Below are 15,059 nucleotides of genomic sequence, written 5' to 3' on the forward strand. Positions count from 1 at the left end.
CCGTCGATCCAGTCCCAATCGACCTTGCCGGCAAGCTGAACCAGCTCGTGCTTCATATTGATGATCTGGTCCAGCCTGGCCCGGAACAGATCGCCCGATTCCGTCGTCCTGTGCTTCTTCGGTCGCATCGCCACCTCCGATGCGACGACGGAATCATGACTGGCGATTCGACGGAATCCTGAAAATGAAATTGCAAGGTTCCGATGCCCCAAGCATCAAAACCCTGCAATCGCAAAACAGCCCACAAAGACAAATGCGATTCTAGCTCAATCGCTTAGCCGCTCTTCACGGACGACTCTGCAGACCAAGCTCAACCGCATCGTCGTGGTCGAGAATAAATCGGGCGCAGCCGGCGCGCTCGGCGCGGCGCAGGTCGCCAAGAGCCCGGCGGACGGCTCGACCTTCCTGGTCACGTTCGATTCCCATGCGGTGATCCCGGCAATCCTCGACAAGCCGCCGGTCGATGTCGAGCGCGAACTGATGCCGGTGCTGCTGATCGGCACCGCGCCTTACGTGATTGCCGCGGGCGCCGGCCGTCCCTACAAGAGTTTTGCCGACGTGGTCGCGGCCTGCAAGGCGACGCCGGGCGCGGTGAAATATGCCTCGGTCGGCATCGGCACGCTCGGCCATCTCGCCATGACCGTGCTCGGCAGCAAGGCCGGGGTCGAGATCATGCACGTGCCCTATCGCGGCGGTGGCCCTGCGATGAACGACGTGCTCGGCGGCCATGTCGATCTCATCGCGGGCTCGGCCGCGCTGGTCGCCGCCCAGCTCGGCACCAACATGCTGCGTCCGATCCTGCAGCTCGGCCGCGAGCGGCTGCCGGCGCTGCCTGATACTCAGACCGCGATCGAGGCCGGCTTTCCCGACTTCGAGACGCTCGCCTGGTGGGGCATCTTCGTCCCCACGGGCACGCCGCCGGATGTCGTCGCGGCCTTCGCGGCGGCGTCCAAGGAGATCCTGAGCGAGCCCGCGACCGCTGCCCAGCTCAAGGACACCCAGCACATGACGCTGCTGCTCCAGGACGGCGCGGCCTTCAAGACCTTCTTCGACAAGCAAGTCGCCACTTGGGGCAAGGTGGTGAAGGACAACAATATCAGAGCATGAGATGCCTCTGCCCGGGATTGCCATCCCGGGTCCGATGTCAGGTCCGGTGCGCTCGCGCGGGCCTGAGCCTCAGAGCATCCTGCCAACGATCTTTGTCATATCCGCTGCCGAAAACGCGCGCAGCGTTTCGGTGCGGACGTTGCCGAGTGCGCTGATACTAAGGCTGAGCGACATCGCGGCAGCCTCATCTGGAGCCTCGAGAACGGTCACAACGTCATATCGTCCCTGCGTCCAGACGATCTCTTTCACAGTCACGCCGAACGTTTTGGCCATCTCCTTGAAGGCGTCGGCCCGCTTCGGCGAGTCCTTGACGTTGCGGGCTCCCTGATCCGTGAAGTTTCCCAGCACAACATAGGTTACCATGGTCGTCCTCCCTGGTTAGAGCATGAGGAAACCGCGCGGAGCTTGCCACGGCGGCTGAGACAGCGCTAGCTGCGCGTTGGAACGTCAGCAGATGCGACTTATTCGGTCAGGACAACGGCCGTGCGAAACTGAGCTCATGGCCGTCGGGGTCGGTGAGATGGAAGTAGCGCTCACCCCATTCGGCATCACGGGGCGTGGTCGACGGCTGCCATCCCGCAGCGCGCGCCTGCTGATAGGTCGCGTCCACGTCGGCGACATGGAAGATGACGCGGCCCCACCAGGACCAGCGCTTGTCGTCCGGCTGCGCCGTCAGGTTGAGATAGCCGCTGCCGGCGCGAAAGCTCGTGAATGCCGCGGCCTCGCCGCCATAGAGAAGCTCGAACCCGAGCGAGCGGTAGAAGTGCACGGCGCACGCCATGTCATGGGTGCCGAGCGTGATGGCGCTGATGCTCTCGATCATGTGGGCTGCTCCGCCGAGAGGGACCTGGAGGCGATTGTATAGCCGCCCTGTTCAGGTTGACGATGGCTTGGCCCGCCTGACGGCTGGCGAACCGCATTTTGCTCTGCTATGAGGGGGCCGAACCCGCTCCTCCGGGTTCCGCGGTCCCGTAGCTCAGCCGGATAGAGCGACGGTTTCCTAAACCGTAGGTCGGAAGTTCGAGTCTTCCCGGGATCGCCATTCTCATTTTTCCCTCGTATCGCGTATCAGGCGGGGATCCGCGCAAAGCGCTTGCGATATTCGGCTGGCGTCACGCCGACATGGCGGGCGAATGCGCGGCGCAGCGTGTCCGCGTCGGCAAAGCCGCAATGCAGGGCCACCTGCTTGGGCGCTTCGTTTCCAAGCTCCAGCAGGCGTCTCGCGGCGTTGACGCGGGCCTCCTCGACCCAGGTTGCGGGGGTGATTCCGACTTCGGCACGGAATAGCCGCGCAAAGTGACGCGGGCTGATGTCCATGCGCGCCGCGAGGCTCGCGACGCTGTGGTCCAGTCCAGGATTGGCGGCAACCCAGCGCTGTAGTTCCTGCAGTGCGGCACGGCCAGCGGGGACGGTCTCGCCCTTGCGGCTGAACTGCATCTGTCCGCCCGGGCGCTTGAAGAACATGACCAGCTGGCTCGCAACCTTCATCGCCGTCTCGCGCCCGAGATCCTCCTCGACGAGAGCGAGCGCGAGATCGAGCCCCGCAGTGACGCCGGCAGCCGTGCGAAGCTTGCCGTCGGTGACGTAGATCGCGTCCCTGTCCACGGTGACTGACGGGTATTTTTCGGCAAGTCGGTCGGCGACTGCCCAGTGTGTCGTGACTCGTCTGCCGTCGAGGAGGCCCGCCGCTGCAAGGAAGAAGGCGCCGCTGCAAACCGATCCGAAGCGCCGGGTCCTGGTCGCCCGCCGGCGGAGCCAATCGGTCATCACGCCGCCTGCCGGCACGTCGGCGGCGTGCGGGCATCCCGCGATCAGCAACGTGTCGATACTCTCCTGGAAACCGCGATCGATGATCCGGTCCGGCATCAGTCGCACGCCTGAAGAGCTGTGGATCGGGCCGGGCGCCGCCCCCGCCACCAAAAGCACATAGGCCTGATGGCCGGCCTGCACGTTGGCCTCGGCGAAAACGTCGAGCGGCCCCGCCACGTCGAGAAGCTGCACCCCGGGCAACGCTACGATCACAACTGTCCTCGGTTTCGGCTTCCCGCTCATGTCCGCCTCGGTCGGTATTTGTCCGCTTTAGACGTATTACGTCAATTGAAGACAGAATAGCGCGGATTTAGCTTGCGGGCGACCAGAGATTTTCAGGAGACCCTCATGCCGCAGATTGCCAAAGCCGCCGCCATTCCCGACAGCAAGCTCGCGCGCGCCATCACCGACTACATCCGTGACACCGAGACGGACCTGCTCTTCAATCATTCCAGCCGCGTCTATCATTTCGGCGCGCTGGCCGGCATTCGCCGCGGGCTGAAATTCGACCGCGAGCTGCTCTACGCAGGTGCGATGTTCCACGACATCGGCCTGATGCCGGGCCATGGCAGCAAGCACGAACGGTTCGAAGTGGACGGCGCGCACGCCGCTCGTGACTTCCTGCGCAGCCATGGCATCTCCGAAGCCGACGCCTACACGGTCTGGACCGCGATCGCGTTGCACACGACGCCGGGCGTGCCGCAGTATATGCATCCCGTCGTCGCTCTGGTGACCGCCGGCGTCGAGATGGACGTTCTCGGCCTCAGCTACGAGGATTATTCCAACGACGAACGCGAGGCGGTGGTGAAGGCGTTTCCGCGAACGCCGCACTTCAAGGAGGACATCATCCAGGCGTTCTACGACGGCATCAAGCACAGGCCGGAAACCACCTTCGGCAACGTCAAGGCCGACGTCATCGCCGACAAGGAGCCGCATTTCCATCGCGGCAATTTCTGCAGCGTCATCCGCGGCTCGCATTGGCACGGTTGAGCCGGCGCTCGGCGCTGCCGCGCGGCCCCACCGCCTCTTTCTCCAAATCACCGATCGGGAATCATCACATGAGCGACAAGCCACCCCATCTCACGCACGCGACCGGCGCTCCCGTCAGCGACAACCTGAACATCATGACCGCGGGCCGTCGTGGCCCCGCTCTTCTCCAGGACATCTGGCTGATCGAGAAGCTGGCTCATTTCGACCGCGAAGTGATCCCCGAGCGGCGGATGCATGCCAAGGGATCGGGTGCCTTCGGCAGCTTCACCGTAACCCATGACATCACCCGCTACACCAAGGCGAAGATCTTCTCGAAAGTCGGCAAGCAGACGCCGATGTTCGCGCGGTTCTCGACCGTCGCCGGCGAGCGCGGCGCGGCCGACGCCGAGCGCGACATCCGTGGCTTTGCGTTGAAATTCTACACCGAGGAAGGCAACTGGGACATGGTGGGCAACAACACCCCCGTATTCTTCTTCCGCGATCCCTTGCGCTTCCCCGATCTCAATCACGCAATCAAGCGCGACCCGCGGACGGGGATGCGCAGCGCCGACAACAACTGGGATTTCTGGACGTTGCTGCCGGAGGCGCTGCATCAAGTCACCATCGTCATGAGCGAGCGCGGCATTCCCAAGAGCTATCGTCACATGCACGGGTTCGGCAGCCATACCTACAGTTTCCTCAACGCTGCCAATGAGCGGACCTGGGTGAAGTTTCACTTCCGCACGCAGCAGGGCATCGAGAACCTGACGGATGCCGAGGCCGAGGCGCTCGTCGGCAAGGACCGCGAGTCTCATCAACGCGACCTGTTCGGGAGCATAGAACGTGGCGATTTTCCGCGCTGGACCATGTTCGTGCAGGTCATGACGGATGACGAAGCCAAAGCGTTTCCGTTCAACCCGTTCGATCTGACCAAGGTCTGGCCCAAGGCGGATTTTCCGTTGATCGAGGTCGGATATTTCGAGTTGAACCGGAATCCGGAAAACGTCTTCGCCGAGGTCGAGCAGGCGTCCTTCTCGCCGGCCCATGTCGTTCCCGGCATCGGCTTCTCGCCCGACAAGATGCTGCAGGCTCGTCTGTTCTCCTATGGAGACGCGGCGCGCTATCGCCTCGGCGTCAACCATCACCTGATTCCAGTCAATGCCCCGAAATGTCCGTATCACAGTTACCACCGCGACGGCGCAATGCGGACGGACGGCAATCTGGGGAGAACGCCGACCTATTTCCCCAACAGTCACGGCGAGTGGACCGATCAGCCCGATCTCAACGAGCCTCCGCTGGAGATCGACGGCGCCGCCGCCCACTGGGATCATCGGGTCGACGACGACCACTATCAGCAGCCCGGAGACTTGTTCCGCAAGATGAACGCGGCGCAGCGGCAGGTCCTGTTCGACAATACGGCACGTGCCGTCGGCGGTGCAGCCATCCACATCCAGGAGCGCCACATCGCGAATTGCACGAAAGCCGATCCGGCCTATGGCGCCGGCGTCCGCAAAGCGTTGATGCGTCTTGCCACGGTTCGCTCTGAATAGGTGCATCGACAGCATCCCCGGGGTTGCTGATTTGTCATGGGTCTCGTCTCGATTTGCCAAGGGACTTCGGCGCAAAAATTGCTAGAGGTGTGGGGATTCCTTCCTCTCGGCTGACCAGTCGGCCGCCCCTTAGCCACATCCCGGAGACCACGATGCCTTTCGACTTGATCCTGCGCGGGGGGCGGGTGATCGACCCGTCCCAGAAGCTCGATGCCGTGACCGATGTCGCCTTTGCCGGCGGCAAGGTCGCTGCGATCGGCAGTGGGCTCAAGGCCGATCCTGCCACGCAGGTGCGCGACGTTTCTCAGTTCATCGTGACGCCGGGGCTGATCGATCTGCACACCCATGTCTATTGGGGCGGCACCTCGCTCGGCATCGATGCCGAGGAATTCTGCCGTCTCTCCGGCGTCACCACGGCGGTCGATACCGGCAGCGCCGGGCCCGGCAATTTCGCCGGCTTCCGCAAGCACGTGATCGAGCCGAGCCAGGTCCGCATTCTCGCTTATCTGCACGTCTCGCATGCCGGCATCTTCGGCTTCTCGCACCGGATCATGGTCGGCGAGAGCGAGGAGCTGCGGCTGATGAATCCGATCGAGGCGGCCAGGGTGGCCGATGCCAACCGCGATCTCATCGTCGGCATCAAGGTGCGCGTCGGCTTGCACTCCTCGGGCACCTCAGGGGCCGTGCCGCTCGACATCGCGCTGGAGGTTGCCAACGAGGTCGGCATGCCCCTGATGGCGCATATCGACCACCCGCCGCCGAGCTATGAGGACGTGCTCGCCCGCCTGCGCCCCGGCGACGTGCTGACCCACGCGTTCCGTCCCTTCCCCAACACGCCCGCGACCGCGCAGGGCACGGTGAAGAAGGCGGTGCTGGATGCGCGCGAGCGCGGCGTGCTGTTCGACATCGGCCACGGCAAGGGCTCGTTCGCCTTCAAGACCGCGCGCGCGATGCTCGCCAACGGCTTCTATCCCGACACCATCTCCTCCGACATCCATCAGCTCTGCATCGACGGCCCGGCCTATGACCAGGTCACGACCATGTCGAAATTCCTGTGCATGGGCATGGAGCTGCCGGATGTGATCGCGGCCTCGACGGTGAACGCGGCGATGGCGCTGCGCCGCCCCGAGCTCGGCAGCCTCAAGCCGGGCAGCGTCGGCGACGCCACGCTTGTTACGGTGAAGCAAGGTCAGTTCGACTACGAGGACGTCGTCGGCGAGCACCTGATCGGTGACCGCAAGATCGTCTCCGAGGGCGTCGTCATCGGCGGCCGCTGGTGGCATCCGAATTGAGCGCCAGGGATCGAGAGGTGCATCAGGGCGCGCTGTCAGTCGCGTCCCGCTTCCATGATCGCCTTGGCGAGCCGTGCCGGATCGGAGAAGCACAGCTCATGGCTTCCCGGCACCTGCACCAGGCGGAACAGGCCGAGCTTTTCCGACAGCCGCGGATGCCAGGGATGGCTGTGCGGCATCGCGACGTCCTCGGTGCAGTTGATGTAGGATTTGGCCAGCGGCATCTCGGCCGGATTGGCCTTGAGCGCGATCTTGTCGGTGAACGTCGCGAGCGGATGCGGGTTGAGGACGTCGTAGGCGCGCTGTGCCATCTCCAGATCGGCATCGTTGATGAACGCCTCGCGCCAGATCGGGAACGGCAAGACCACCGAGCCGTCGCCGCGTTCGGCCGCGATTGCGTCGAACAGCCCGATATAGTGCGGCGGCACCATGTCGTTGAGGCATTCGCCGTTGTTGGGCACGAAGGCATTCCAGTAGACCAGGCGGCGGATGCGCTCGGGCGCGAGATCGGCGACGCCCGTGATGATCATGCCGCCATAGGAATGGCCGAGCAGGATGACGTCCTTGAGATTGTTTTCGGCGAGATAGTCGGCGATCGACTGGATCGCCTCCTTCAGCCCGGTCGTCTTGGCATCGCCCGGGCGGTTGCCCTTGATGGTGGGGGTGTGAACCTGATGGCCGGCCGCACGGATCGGTGCGGCGACGGGCTCGAACTCGGCACCGGTGTGCCAGGCGCCATGGACGAGAACATAGGTCGACATGTTGTGACTCCTCCCGAGGGTGTGATTAGATCGGCGCATAATGGCCTTGGCTGGGCAGCGTGGCCGCGCGGCAAATCTGGACCGGTCACGAATTCGTTGCTTGGCTGGGAGTGAACCGGATTGGTCTCGGAGTGAACCGATGCAGCAGATCGAGCGCGCCATTCCGTCACGCCAATCCGCCTGGAATACTGCGGGTGTGCGGCCAACCGAGCAATTCGCCTATTATCGCGAGGCGATCTGCCAGGCCTTCATGAATCTGACGCCGGAGCCGGCGGCCGCAGCCGGCTTTCCGGCCAGCGTCGAGCACATCCGCCTCGGCGATGCCGCGATCAATCGCGTCAGCTTTCCCGAACACGTGGTGCGGCGCTCTGCGGCCGACATCGCGGCATCCGACCGCAGCTGCTTCTACCTCAACCTGAAGCTGGCGGGCCGCTGTCGCATCCAGCAAGGGGATCGCGAGATCAGCCTTTCGTCGGGACAGGTCGGCATCTTCGACAGCGATCGGCAGTTCGCGCTTCTGCACGACCGCGGACCACAGTTGCGCGTTGCCTCGTTCTGGGTGCCGGCAGAAGCCTTGCGCGAGCGCTTGCCGGCCTCCTTCGACGTCGGAGCAGCGCGCGTCTCCGACGATCCCTTCGTCGGCCATCTCATCGTCGAGACCGCGCGCACGCTCAGCGAGAGCGCGCTGCGCATGACCGAAGACGAGGGCGTGCGGCTGTTCCGGGTTCTGATCGAGCTGGTCGCCGTGAGCCTGTCGCGGCGCAGCCGGGCAGGCGCTGCGGAGTCCGAGAGTCTTGCCGATGCAACCACGCTGGCGCTGAAGCGCGCCATCCGCCGGCGGCTCCGCGAGCCCGGCCTTGCGGTTGCCGATGTCGCCGAGGCCGTCGGCATCAGCGAACGCTACGTCCACAAGCTGCTGGCGCGATCAGGCTCCAGCTTCACCGACTACGTCATTGACCACCGGCTCGACGGCGCGGCCAGGGATCTCGGGGATCCCGCGATGGCGGATCGTGCGATCGGCGCCATCGCGTTCGACTGGGGCTTCTCGGACCTCTCCCACTTCACCCGACGCTTCAAGCAGCGCTTCGGCTGCCGGCCGCGCGACTGGCGCGCGCGGTGAGGAAGTTCGCGTGCGGGCCGCTCATGGCAACGCCGCAGCCCCGATCTCCGCTCGTCGTCCCGGATCGGCGCTCCGCTTCGCTTGTCCGGGACGACGGGTTGGGATTGCCGTGCAAGCGTGCGTGCCTCTCCCCGACAGCAATCTGATTACAGCGATCTCGCGATCAAGAGCTTCATGATCTCGTTGGTGCCGCCATAGATCTTCTGGATGCGGGAGTCGATGAAGATGCGCGAGATCGGGTATTCCTGCATGTAGCCGTAGCCGCCGAACAGCTGCAGGCATTCGTCGGCGGTCTCGACCTGCTTCTCCGAGCACCAGTATTTCGCCATCGACGCCGTGACGGTGTCGAGATCCCCGGCGATCAGGCGCTCGATGCACCAGTCGACGAAGACGCGCGCGATCATCGCCTCGGTCTTGCGCTCGGCCAGCGTGAAGGCGGTGTTCTGGAAATCCATCAGTGGCTTGCCGAACGCCTTCCGCTCCTTGGTGTACTCCGTCGTGAGCTTGACTGCCCGCTCCATCGAGGCGACGGCGCCGACCGCGAGCGCGAGCCGTTCCTGCGGCAATTGCTGCATCAGCTGGACGAAGCCCTGGCCTTCCTCCTTGCCGAGCAGGTTGTCCGGCGGAACGGTCACGTTGTCGAAAAACAGCTCCGACGTATCGGACGCATGCAGGCCGATCTTGTCGAGGTTGCGCCCGCGCTTGTAGCCGTCCGCGCCCGCGGTCTCGACCACGATCAGCGAGATGCCCTTGGCACCGGCGTCGCCGGTGCGCGTGACTACGATGACGAGGTCGGCGGCCTGGCCGTTGGTGATGAACGTCTTCTGGCCGTTGATGACGTAGGAATTGCCCTGCTTCTTCGCCGTGGTCTTCACGGCCTGCAGGTCCGAGCCGGTACCGGGCTCGGTCATGGCGATGGCGCCGACCATCTCGCCGGAGGCCATCTTCGGCAGCCAGCGCTTCTTCTGCTCCTCCGAGCCGTAGTTGAGGATGTAATGCGCGACGATGGCGCTGTGCACGGAGACGCCGGTGGTCAGTTCCGGCACCGTGCTTTCGAGATCGTCCAGTACGGCCGCGTCATAGGCGAAGGTGGCACCCAGGCCGCCATATTCCTCCGGCACGCTCGCCAGCAGCGCGCCCATCTCACCGAGCCCGCGCCAGGCGAAGCGGTCGACCATCTTCTGCTCGCGCCATTTCTCGGCATGCGGCGCCAGGTCCTTGGCGAGATATTTCCGGAACTGGTCGCGGAAGGTGTCCAGCTCTTCGGTCATCCACGACGATCGGTATTGCATCAGCGCCTCGCTCTCAGACAATCAGGCCGCCGCCGGCGACGACCACCTGGCCGCTGATATAATTGGATTCCGGGCTGCAGAACAGATAGACGGCGTCGGCTGCCTCTTCCGGCGTGCCACCGCGGCCGAGCGGGATCATGCGCGACATGGCCTCCAGCATGTGCGGCTGCACACCCACCTTGATGTCGCGGCCGGCGACGTCGATGGTCTTCTGCTGCGCCTCGATCGGCTGGGTCAGACGGGTGTTGATGAGACCGAAGGCAACGCAATTGACGTTGACCTTGTAGCGGCCCCACTCCTTGCACATGGTCCGGGTCAGCCCGATCAGCGAGGCCTTGGCCGACGAATAGCTCGCCTGTCCGGCGTTGCCGTAGAGGCCCGCGATCGAGGAGATGTTCACGACCTTGCGGAACACCTCGCGCCCTTCCTCGGCTTCCTTCCTGGCAAAGACGCGGATCGGCTCGGCGGCCGCACGCAGGATGCGGAACGGGGCCACCAGATGGACGTCGAGCATGGCCTGGAACTGCTCGTCCGTCATTTTCTGGATGGTGGAGTCCCAAGTGTAGCCGGCATTGTTGACGATGATGTCGAGCCCGCCGAACTTGTCCAGCGCGGCGCCGACGAAGCGGTCGGCGAAACCCGCCTCCGCGACGCTGCCGTTCACGGCGGCGGCGGCGCCACCGAGCGCCTTGATCTCCGCCACCACGGCGTTGCCCGGTTCGGCATCGAGGTCGTTGACGACGACCCTGGCGCCTTCGCGCGCGAGCTTGAGTGCGATCGCACGTCCGATACCGCGGCCCGAGCCGGTGACGAGCGCGACCTTTCCTTGTAGCTTTGCCATGTGGTCTCCCTGGATTCTGTTACAGCGCGATGACGGCGCTGCCGTCGAGCTTGACCTCGCCGCGTTCGTCCCTGGTGGTGAGCGCGAGCCTTGCGCGCCGCTCGCCGGCTTCGGCGAAGAGCTCGGTCACGGTGCCTTCGCAAGTCAGCCTGGCGCCGAGCTGAGTTATCGAGACGAAGCGGGTCGCAAAGCTGCGGAGCTTCGGCGGCGGCACCGCGTCCGTGAGCGCCTGTCCGAGATAGGCCATGACCAGCATGCCGTGGGCGAACACGTCAGGAAATCCGGCCGCCTTGGCAAAGTCGATATCGACGTGGATCGGATTGTGATCGCCCGATGCGCCGCAATAGAGCGCGAGGGTGTGGCGGGTGATCGGCGGAAAGACCTTTTGGACGATGCGGTCGCCAGGCTTGATGTCTCCGGACGCCGTCATGACGCCACCTCGTTGCGGACGACGATGGTGCGCGCGGTATCGGCGACGTGCACGCCGTCCTGGTTGGTCACCTCGCACCGGATGCCGATCAGCGTCATTGCGCCGCCCTTCTTCTCCGTCACGCTGGCCACGCGTGGCCGGAACGTCAGGGTGTCGCCGACCAGAACCGGCGCGTGATAGACGAAGCTCTGCTCGCCATGCAGCACGCGGGCGAGATCGATGCCGAGCGCGCTGAACATCTCGAAGGGGTCGTCGACGTCCATCATCTCCAGGCAGAACAAATAGGTCGGCGGCACCGGCATGCCGGCAAATCCGGCCGCGCGCGCAGCATCTGCGTTGCGGTAGACCGGATTCTGTTCACCCAGCGTATTCAGGAAGTAGCGAAGACGACCCGGCTCCACGCGCGCGGTGACGGGCGTGAAGCTGCGCCCTACGGCGGACTGATCGACCATGCGGATATCAGTGCCGCTTGTAGAGCGTGACGACGCAGGCGCCGCCGAGGCCCAGATTGTGCTGGAGCGCGACCTTGGCACCCTCGACCTGCGTGGAACCGGCCGTGCCGCGCAGCTGCCGCGTCAGCTCGTAGCACTGCGCAAGCCCGGTGGCGCCGAGCGGATGTCCCTTCGACAGCAATCCGCCGGACGGATTGGTCACGATCCGGCCGCCATAGGTGTTGTCGCCGTCATTGATGAACTTGCGCGATACGCACTTGCTTGCCGATGCCATGCTGGTCCGCAAACCGCTCGGACACCAGCACGGCGGCAGCGCCGCCGCAGGTCGGCGGGCACGCCATCAGGCGCGTCATCACGCCCGGCCAGATCACCTGGTCGTTCATCACGTCCTCCGCGCTGACTTCCTTGCGGAAGAGTGCGAGTGGATTGTTCCTGGCATGGCGGCTCGCCTTGGCGCGCACCTTGGCGAAGGCGTCGAGCGGCGTGCCGTATTTCTTCATGTGGCTGAGCCCGGCGCCGCCGAAATAGCGTAGCGCCAACGGAATACCGGGAGCGTCGATCAGCTGGTCCGCAGCCGCGTCGAACTCCTCGAACGCGCTCGGGCGATCGGTATAGACGCTGCCGAGCGCGCCCGGCTTCATCTGCTCGAAGCCGACCGCCAGCACGCAGTCCAGTGCGCCGCTCGCGATCATTTGCCGCGCCATGAACAGTGCGGTCGAACCGGTCGAGCAGTTGTTGTTGACGTTGACGATCGGGATGCCGGTCATCCCGACAGGGTAGAGCGCGCGCTGCCCGCAGGTGGAATCGCCGTAGACGTAGCCAGCATAGGCCTGCTGCACCTTGTCGTAACCGAGGCCGGCATCGGCGAGCGCCAGCTTGACCGCCTCCGTCCCCATCTCGTGATAGGGCGCGCTGGCGCCCGGCTTGGCGAAGGGGATCATGCCGACCCCTGCGACGATCACCTCAGACATGGCTTCCTCCAGAAAATTACCCATTGGACTTTTTCTTACCCGTGGGTAACATATCGGTCGATGCCCACGAGAGTCAACCGACCGAGCATGGATTCAGCGCCGCCCGCTCCGCCCTCATCGCCGTCGCCCTGGCTGCCGTTCGAGAGCCGCCGCCGCGCCCGGGACGAGAAGCGCGAGGCGGTGCTGCGCGCCGCCGTGCAGCTGTTCCTGGAGCAGGGCTATCATCGCGTGACGCTGAACGAGGTCGCCGAGCGGCTGAACATCACCAAGCCCGCGCTCTATAATTACTTCCGGGGCAAGGACGAGATCCTGTTCGAATGCTGGTCGATGGGCGCCGAGCTCGTCGACAGCGTCATCACTGAGATCAACGCCGGCGGTGGTTCGGGCCTCGCCAAGCTGCGCAAGCTGGTGCACGCCTATGCCGGGCTGATGGCGACCGATTTCGGCGCGAGCCTGGTGCGTTTCGATCTGCGCGACCTGACCGAGCGGAACGCTGGTGTCGCGCGCGCCGCCAAGAAGCGCATCGATACCACGTTCCGGAAGTATATCTCCGGGGGCATCGACGACGGCTCGATCAGGCCTTGCGATCCCAAGCTTGCAGCGTTCGCGATCGCGGGCGCGCTCAACTGGATCGGCCATTGGTATCGCCGTGACGGCGGACTGTCGCCGAGCGAAATCGCCGACGAGTTCACGGTTCGGCTGACGGAAGGCCTGGCGACCGAGGGCCGGCAGCAGATGACAAAGAAGACGCCGAGAGCGCCGCAACGGCGCAACTCAGGTCGCGCCACGACAGGGAAGAAGCGCACAGGAGGAGGAACGCGATGAACATCACGCACGGGCTGCGGCGCGCGCTGCAGATCAACCCGAACGGGCTCGCCACCGTCTATGGCCAGCGGCGGCGCAGCTGGGGCGAGCTCGGCGAACGCGTTGCCAGGCTGGCCGGCGGCCTGCGCATGCGCGGTGTCAAGGATGGCGATCGCGTCGCCGTGCTGTCCTTCAACTCGGACCGCTATCTCGAGCTTTATCTGGCGACCGGCTGGGCCGGCGGCGTGATCGTGCCGCTCAACATCCGCTGGAGCGCCCTCGAAAACGAAGATGCGCTGCGCGACTGCCGTGCCTCCGTGCTGCTGGTCGACAAGGCCTTTGCGCAGGTCGGCGCGCAGCTCGCCGGCGCCATTCCGGGGCTGAAGCTGGTCTATGCCGACGACGGCGAGGTGCCGGCCGGAATGGAAAGCTATGAGGATCTGGTCGCGGGCAACGCTCCGGTCGCCGATGCTATGCGCAAGGGCGAGGATCTCGCCGGCATCTTCTACACCGGCGGCACCACCGGGCGTTCCAAGGGCGTGATGCTCAGCCACCAGAACCTGATGGCCAACGCGCTCAATGCTCTCGGCGAAGGACTGTTTCCGGTGAGCACGACCTATCTGCATGCTGCGCCGATGTTTCACCTCGCCAACGGTGCGGCGATGTATTCGCTGCTGCTCTCCGGCGGCTCAAACGTGATCGTTCAGGGCTTCACCCCTGAAGGGGTGATGGCCGCGATGCAAAACGAGCGCGTGACCGACGTGCTGCTGGTGCCCACGATGATCCAGATGTTCGTCGATCACCCCGCGATCGGCAACTACGATCTGTCTTCGCTCAAGCACATCATCTACGGGGCCTCGCCGATCAGCGAGGCGGTGCTCGACCGTGCCGCGCGCGCACTGCCGCATGTGCGTTTCACCCAGGCTTATGGCATGACCGAATTGTCGCCGATCGCGACGCTGCTGCACGCCGGTGAGCATGTCGGGGAGGGGCGCCGAAAGGGACGTCATCGCGGTGCCGGCCGTGCCACGCTCGGTTGCGAGGTCCGGATCGTCGACGAGAACGACCGGCCGGTGCCGGCAGGGGCCGTCGGCGAGATCGTGGTGCGCGGCGACACCGTGATGATGGGCTATTGGGAGCGGCCGGAGGAGACCGCGCGTGCCGTCGTCGATGGCTGGATGCACACGGGCGATGGCGGCTACATGGACGAGGACGGGTTCATCTATGTCGTCGACCGCGTGAAGGACATGATCATCTCGGGCGGCGAGAATGTGTACTCGGTCGACGTCGAGAACGCGCTGGCGCAGCATCCGTCGGTGCTGCAATGCGCCGTCATCGGGATTCCCAATGAGCAATGGGGAGAGCAGGTCCATGCCGTCGTGGTCAGACGCAGCGGCGTGGAAGTTTCGGCCGGCGAGCTCATCGAGTTCACGAAGACGTTGATTGCCGGCTACAAATGTCCCCGCAGTATCGAGATCACGGAGACACCGCTGCCGCTGTCGGGCGCGGGCAAGGTGCTGAAGCGCGAGCTGCGCCGGCCGTTCTGGGAGGGGAGGGAACGGCGGGTCAGCTGACGGCTTCCGCGCGTTACGGCATGCGCGTCGAGGACGCGTGAAGATTGATGTTTCCAGATCGCGGTCGCGCGAGTATCTCTTGCAGGA

General features: G+C 64.8%; 15 protein-coding genes, 1 tRNA gene and 1 pseudogene. 8 read left to right on the plus strand and 9 right to left on the minus strand.

Going from position 1 to position 15,059, the window contains the following annotated elements; all coding sequences use genetic code 11:
• Positions 1 to 258: 258 nt before the first annotated feature.
• Positions 259 to 1,107, plus strand: coding sequence for a tripartite tricarboxylate transporter substrate-binding protein (locus H1B27_RS33655; protein WP_311977465.1), 849 nt, complete (start codon positions 259 to 261; stop codon positions 1,105 to 1,107).
• A 69-nt stretch (positions 1,108 to 1,176) separates the two neighbouring features.
• Here H1B27_RS33655 and H1B27_RS33660 read toward each other — a convergent pair whose 3' ends face one another.
• Positions 1,177 to 1,470, minus strand: coding sequence for a GYD domain-containing protein (locus H1B27_RS33660; protein ID WP_197968994.1), 294 nt, complete (start codon positions 1,468 to 1,470; stop codon positions 1,177 to 1,179).
• A gap of 106 nt (positions 1,471 to 1,576) precedes the next feature.
• Positions 1,577 to 1,930 carry a VOC family protein gene (locus H1B27_RS33665; protein ID WP_061882580.1) on the minus strand — a complete coding sequence of 118 codons (354 nt, stop codon included), beginning with the start codon at positions 1,928 to 1,930 and terminating at the stop codon, positions 1,577 to 1,579.
• 142 nt (positions 1,931 to 2,072) lie between these two features.
• On the opposite strand from H1B27_RS33665, the gene H1B27_RS33670 reads away from it, so the two are divergent.
• Positions 2,073 to 2,149: transfer RNA gene (locus H1B27_RS33670), tRNA-Arg, on the plus strand.
• Positions 2,150 to 2,175: 26 nt separating this feature from the next.
• Here the strand turns inward: H1B27_RS33670 and H1B27_RS33675 are convergent.
• Positions 2,176 to 3,159 carry a GlxA family transcriptional regulator gene (locus H1B27_RS33675; protein ID WP_197968995.1) on the minus strand — a complete coding sequence of 328 codons (984 nt, stop codon included), beginning with the start codon at positions 3,157 to 3,159 and terminating at the stop codon, positions 2,176 to 2,178.
• A 105-nt stretch (positions 3,160 to 3,264) separates the two neighbouring features.
• Here H1B27_RS33675 and H1B27_RS33680 point away from each other — a divergent pair, with 105 nt between their 5' ends.
• The 3 genes from H1B27_RS33680 (at position 3,265) to H1B27_RS33690 (ending at position 6,727) form a co-directional block, all read left to right on the plus strand.
• Positions 3,265 to 3,906, plus strand: a complete 642-nt coding sequence (locus tag H1B27_RS33680; protein WP_197968996.1) for an HD domain-containing protein — start codon at positions 3,265 to 3,267, stop codon at positions 3,904 to 3,906.
• A gap of 68 nt (positions 3,907 to 3,974) precedes the next feature.
• The gene (locus H1B27_RS33685; protein ID WP_197968997.1) at positions 3,975 to 5,435 is read left to right on the plus strand and encodes a catalase; all 1,461 of its coding nucleotides are present in this window, start codon (positions 3,975 to 3,977) and stop codon (positions 5,433 to 5,435) included.
• Between the two features lie 152 nt (positions 5,436 to 5,587).
• Positions 5,588 to 6,727, plus strand: coding sequence for an amidohydrolase/deacetylase family metallohydrolase (locus tag H1B27_RS33690; RefSeq protein WP_197968998.1), 1,140 nt, complete (start codon positions 5,588 to 5,590; stop codon positions 6,725 to 6,727).
• A 35-nt stretch (positions 6,728 to 6,762) separates the two neighbouring features.
• Here the strand turns inward: H1B27_RS33690 and H1B27_RS33695 are convergent, their stop codons facing one another.
• Entirely contained in the window at positions 6,763 to 7,488 is a 726-nt protein-coding gene (locus H1B27_RS33695; RefSeq protein ID WP_197968999.1) for an alpha/beta hydrolase, read from the minus strand.
• A 139-nt stretch (positions 7,489 to 7,627) separates the two neighbouring features.
• Between H1B27_RS33695 and H1B27_RS33700 the strand changes: the two genes are divergently transcribed.
• The gene (locus tag H1B27_RS33700; protein ID WP_197969000.1) at positions 7,628 to 8,608 is read left to right on the plus strand and encodes a helix-turn-helix domain-containing protein; all 981 of its coding nucleotides are present in this window, start codon (positions 7,628 to 7,630) and stop codon (positions 8,606 to 8,608) included.
• 146 nt (positions 8,609 to 8,754) lie between these two features.
• Here H1B27_RS33700 and H1B27_RS33705 read toward each other — a convergent pair whose 3' ends face one another.
• The 5 genes and pseudogenes from H1B27_RS33705 to H1B27_RS33725 form a co-directional block, all read right to left on the minus strand.
• Complete coding sequence (locus tag H1B27_RS33705) at positions 8,755 to 9,900, minus strand: acyl-CoA dehydrogenase family protein (RefSeq protein ID WP_197969001.1); 1,146 nt, start codon at positions 9,898 to 9,900, stop codon at positions 8,755 to 8,757.
• A gap of 13 nt (positions 9,901 to 9,913) precedes the next feature.
• Positions 9,914 to 10,741: an SDR family NAD(P)-dependent oxidoreductase gene (locus H1B27_RS33710; RefSeq protein WP_197969002.1), complete on the minus strand. Its 828-nt coding sequence runs from the start codon at positions 10,739 to 10,741 to the stop codon at positions 9,914 to 9,916.
• A 19-nt stretch (positions 10,742 to 10,760) separates the two neighbouring features.
• Positions 10,761 to 11,171, minus strand: coding sequence for a MaoC family dehydratase (locus tag H1B27_RS33715; protein ID WP_061882572.1), 411 nt, complete (start codon positions 11,169 to 11,171; stop codon positions 10,761 to 10,763).
• Complete coding sequence (locus tag H1B27_RS33720) at positions 11,168 to 11,623, minus strand: MaoC family dehydratase N-terminal domain-containing protein (protein ID WP_197969003.1); 456 nt, start codon at positions 11,621 to 11,623, stop codon at positions 11,168 to 11,170. Before H1B27_RS33720 ends, H1B27_RS33715 begins: the two co-directional genes overlap by 4 nt.
• A 7-nt stretch (positions 11,624 to 11,630) precedes the next feature.
• Positions 11,631 to 12,594, minus strand: a pseudogene (locus tag H1B27_RS33725) (thiolase C-terminal domain-containing protein).
• Between the two features lie 87 nt (positions 12,595 to 12,681).
• Here H1B27_RS33725 and H1B27_RS33730 point away from each other — a divergent pair.
• Together H1B27_RS33730 and H1B27_RS33735 are read left to right on the plus strand one after the other, a co-directional pair.
• Positions 12,682 to 13,419: a TetR/AcrR family transcriptional regulator gene (locus H1B27_RS33730; protein ID WP_197969004.1), complete on the plus strand. Its 738-nt coding sequence runs from the start codon at positions 12,682 to 12,684 to the stop codon at positions 13,417 to 13,419.
• Positions 13,416 to 14,972, plus strand: a complete 1,557-nt coding sequence (locus tag H1B27_RS33735; RefSeq protein ID WP_197969005.1) for a long-chain-fatty-acid--CoA ligase — start codon at positions 13,416 to 13,418, stop codon at positions 14,970 to 14,972. The genes H1B27_RS33730 and H1B27_RS33735 overlap by 4 nt, the downstream gene beginning before the upstream one ends.
• Positions 14,973 to 15,059 lie beyond the last annotated feature (87 nt).

Origin of the sequence: Bradyrhizobium diversitatis (assembly GCF_016031635.1) — a bacterium.
Taxonomy (GTDB): domain Bacteria; phylum Pseudomonadota; class Alphaproteobacteria; order Rhizobiales; family Xanthobacteraceae; genus Bradyrhizobium; species Bradyrhizobium diversitatis.

Excerpts from the sequence above, each read along its gene's own strand:
- H1B27_RS33660 (WP_197968994.1), bottom strand. The coding sequence starts at position 1,470 with ATGGTAACCTATGTTGTGCTGGGAAACTTCACGGATCAGGGAGCCCGC.
- H1B27_RS33665 (WP_061882580.1), bottom strand. The coding sequence starts at position 1,930 with ATGATCGAGAGCATCAGCGCCATCACGCTCGGCACCCATGACATGGCG.
- H1B27_RS33675 (WP_197968995.1), bottom strand. The coding sequence starts at position 3,159 with ATGAGCGGGAAGCCGAAACCGAGGACAGTTGTGATCGTAGCGTTGCCC.
- H1B27_RS33680 (WP_197968996.1), top strand. The coding sequence starts at position 3,265 with ATGCCGCAGATTGCCAAAGCCGCCGCCATTCCCGACAGCAAGCTCGCG.
- H1B27_RS33685 (WP_197968997.1), top strand. The coding sequence starts at position 3,975 with ATGAGCGACAAGCCACCCCATCTCACGCACGCGACCGGCGCTCCCGTC.
- H1B27_RS33690 (WP_197968998.1), top strand. The coding sequence starts at position 5,588 with ATGCCTTTCGACTTGATCCTGCGCGGGGGGCGGGTGATCGACCCGTCC.
- H1B27_RS33695 (WP_197968999.1), bottom strand. The coding sequence starts at position 7,488 with ATGTCGACCTATGTTCTCGTCCATGGCGCCTGGCACACCGGTGCCGAG.
- H1B27_RS33700 (WP_197969000.1), top strand. The coding sequence starts at position 7,628 with ATGCAGCAGATCGAGCGCGCCATTCCGTCACGCCAATCCGCCTGGAAT.
- H1B27_RS33705 (WP_197969001.1), bottom strand. The coding sequence starts at position 9,900 with ATGCAATACCGATCGTCGTGGATGACCGAAGAGCTGGACACCTTCCGC.
- H1B27_RS33710 (WP_197969002.1), bottom strand. The coding sequence starts at position 10,741 with ATGGCAAAGCTACAAGGAAAGGTCGCGCTCGTCACCGGCTCGGGCCGC.
- H1B27_RS33715 (WP_061882572.1), bottom strand. The coding sequence starts at position 11,171 with ATGACGGCGTCCGGAGACATCAAGCCTGGCGACCGCATCGTCCAAAAG.
- H1B27_RS33720 (WP_197969003.1), bottom strand. The coding sequence starts at position 11,623 with ATGGTCGATCAGTCCGCCGTAGGGCGCAGCTTCACGCCCGTCACCGCG.
- H1B27_RS33730 (WP_197969004.1), top strand. The coding sequence starts at position 12,682 with ATGGATTCAGCGCCGCCCGCTCCGCCCTCATCGCCGTCGCCCTGGCTG.
- H1B27_RS33735 (WP_197969005.1), top strand. The coding sequence starts at position 13,416 with ATGAACATCACGCACGGGCTGCGGCGCGCGCTGCAGATCAACCCGAAC.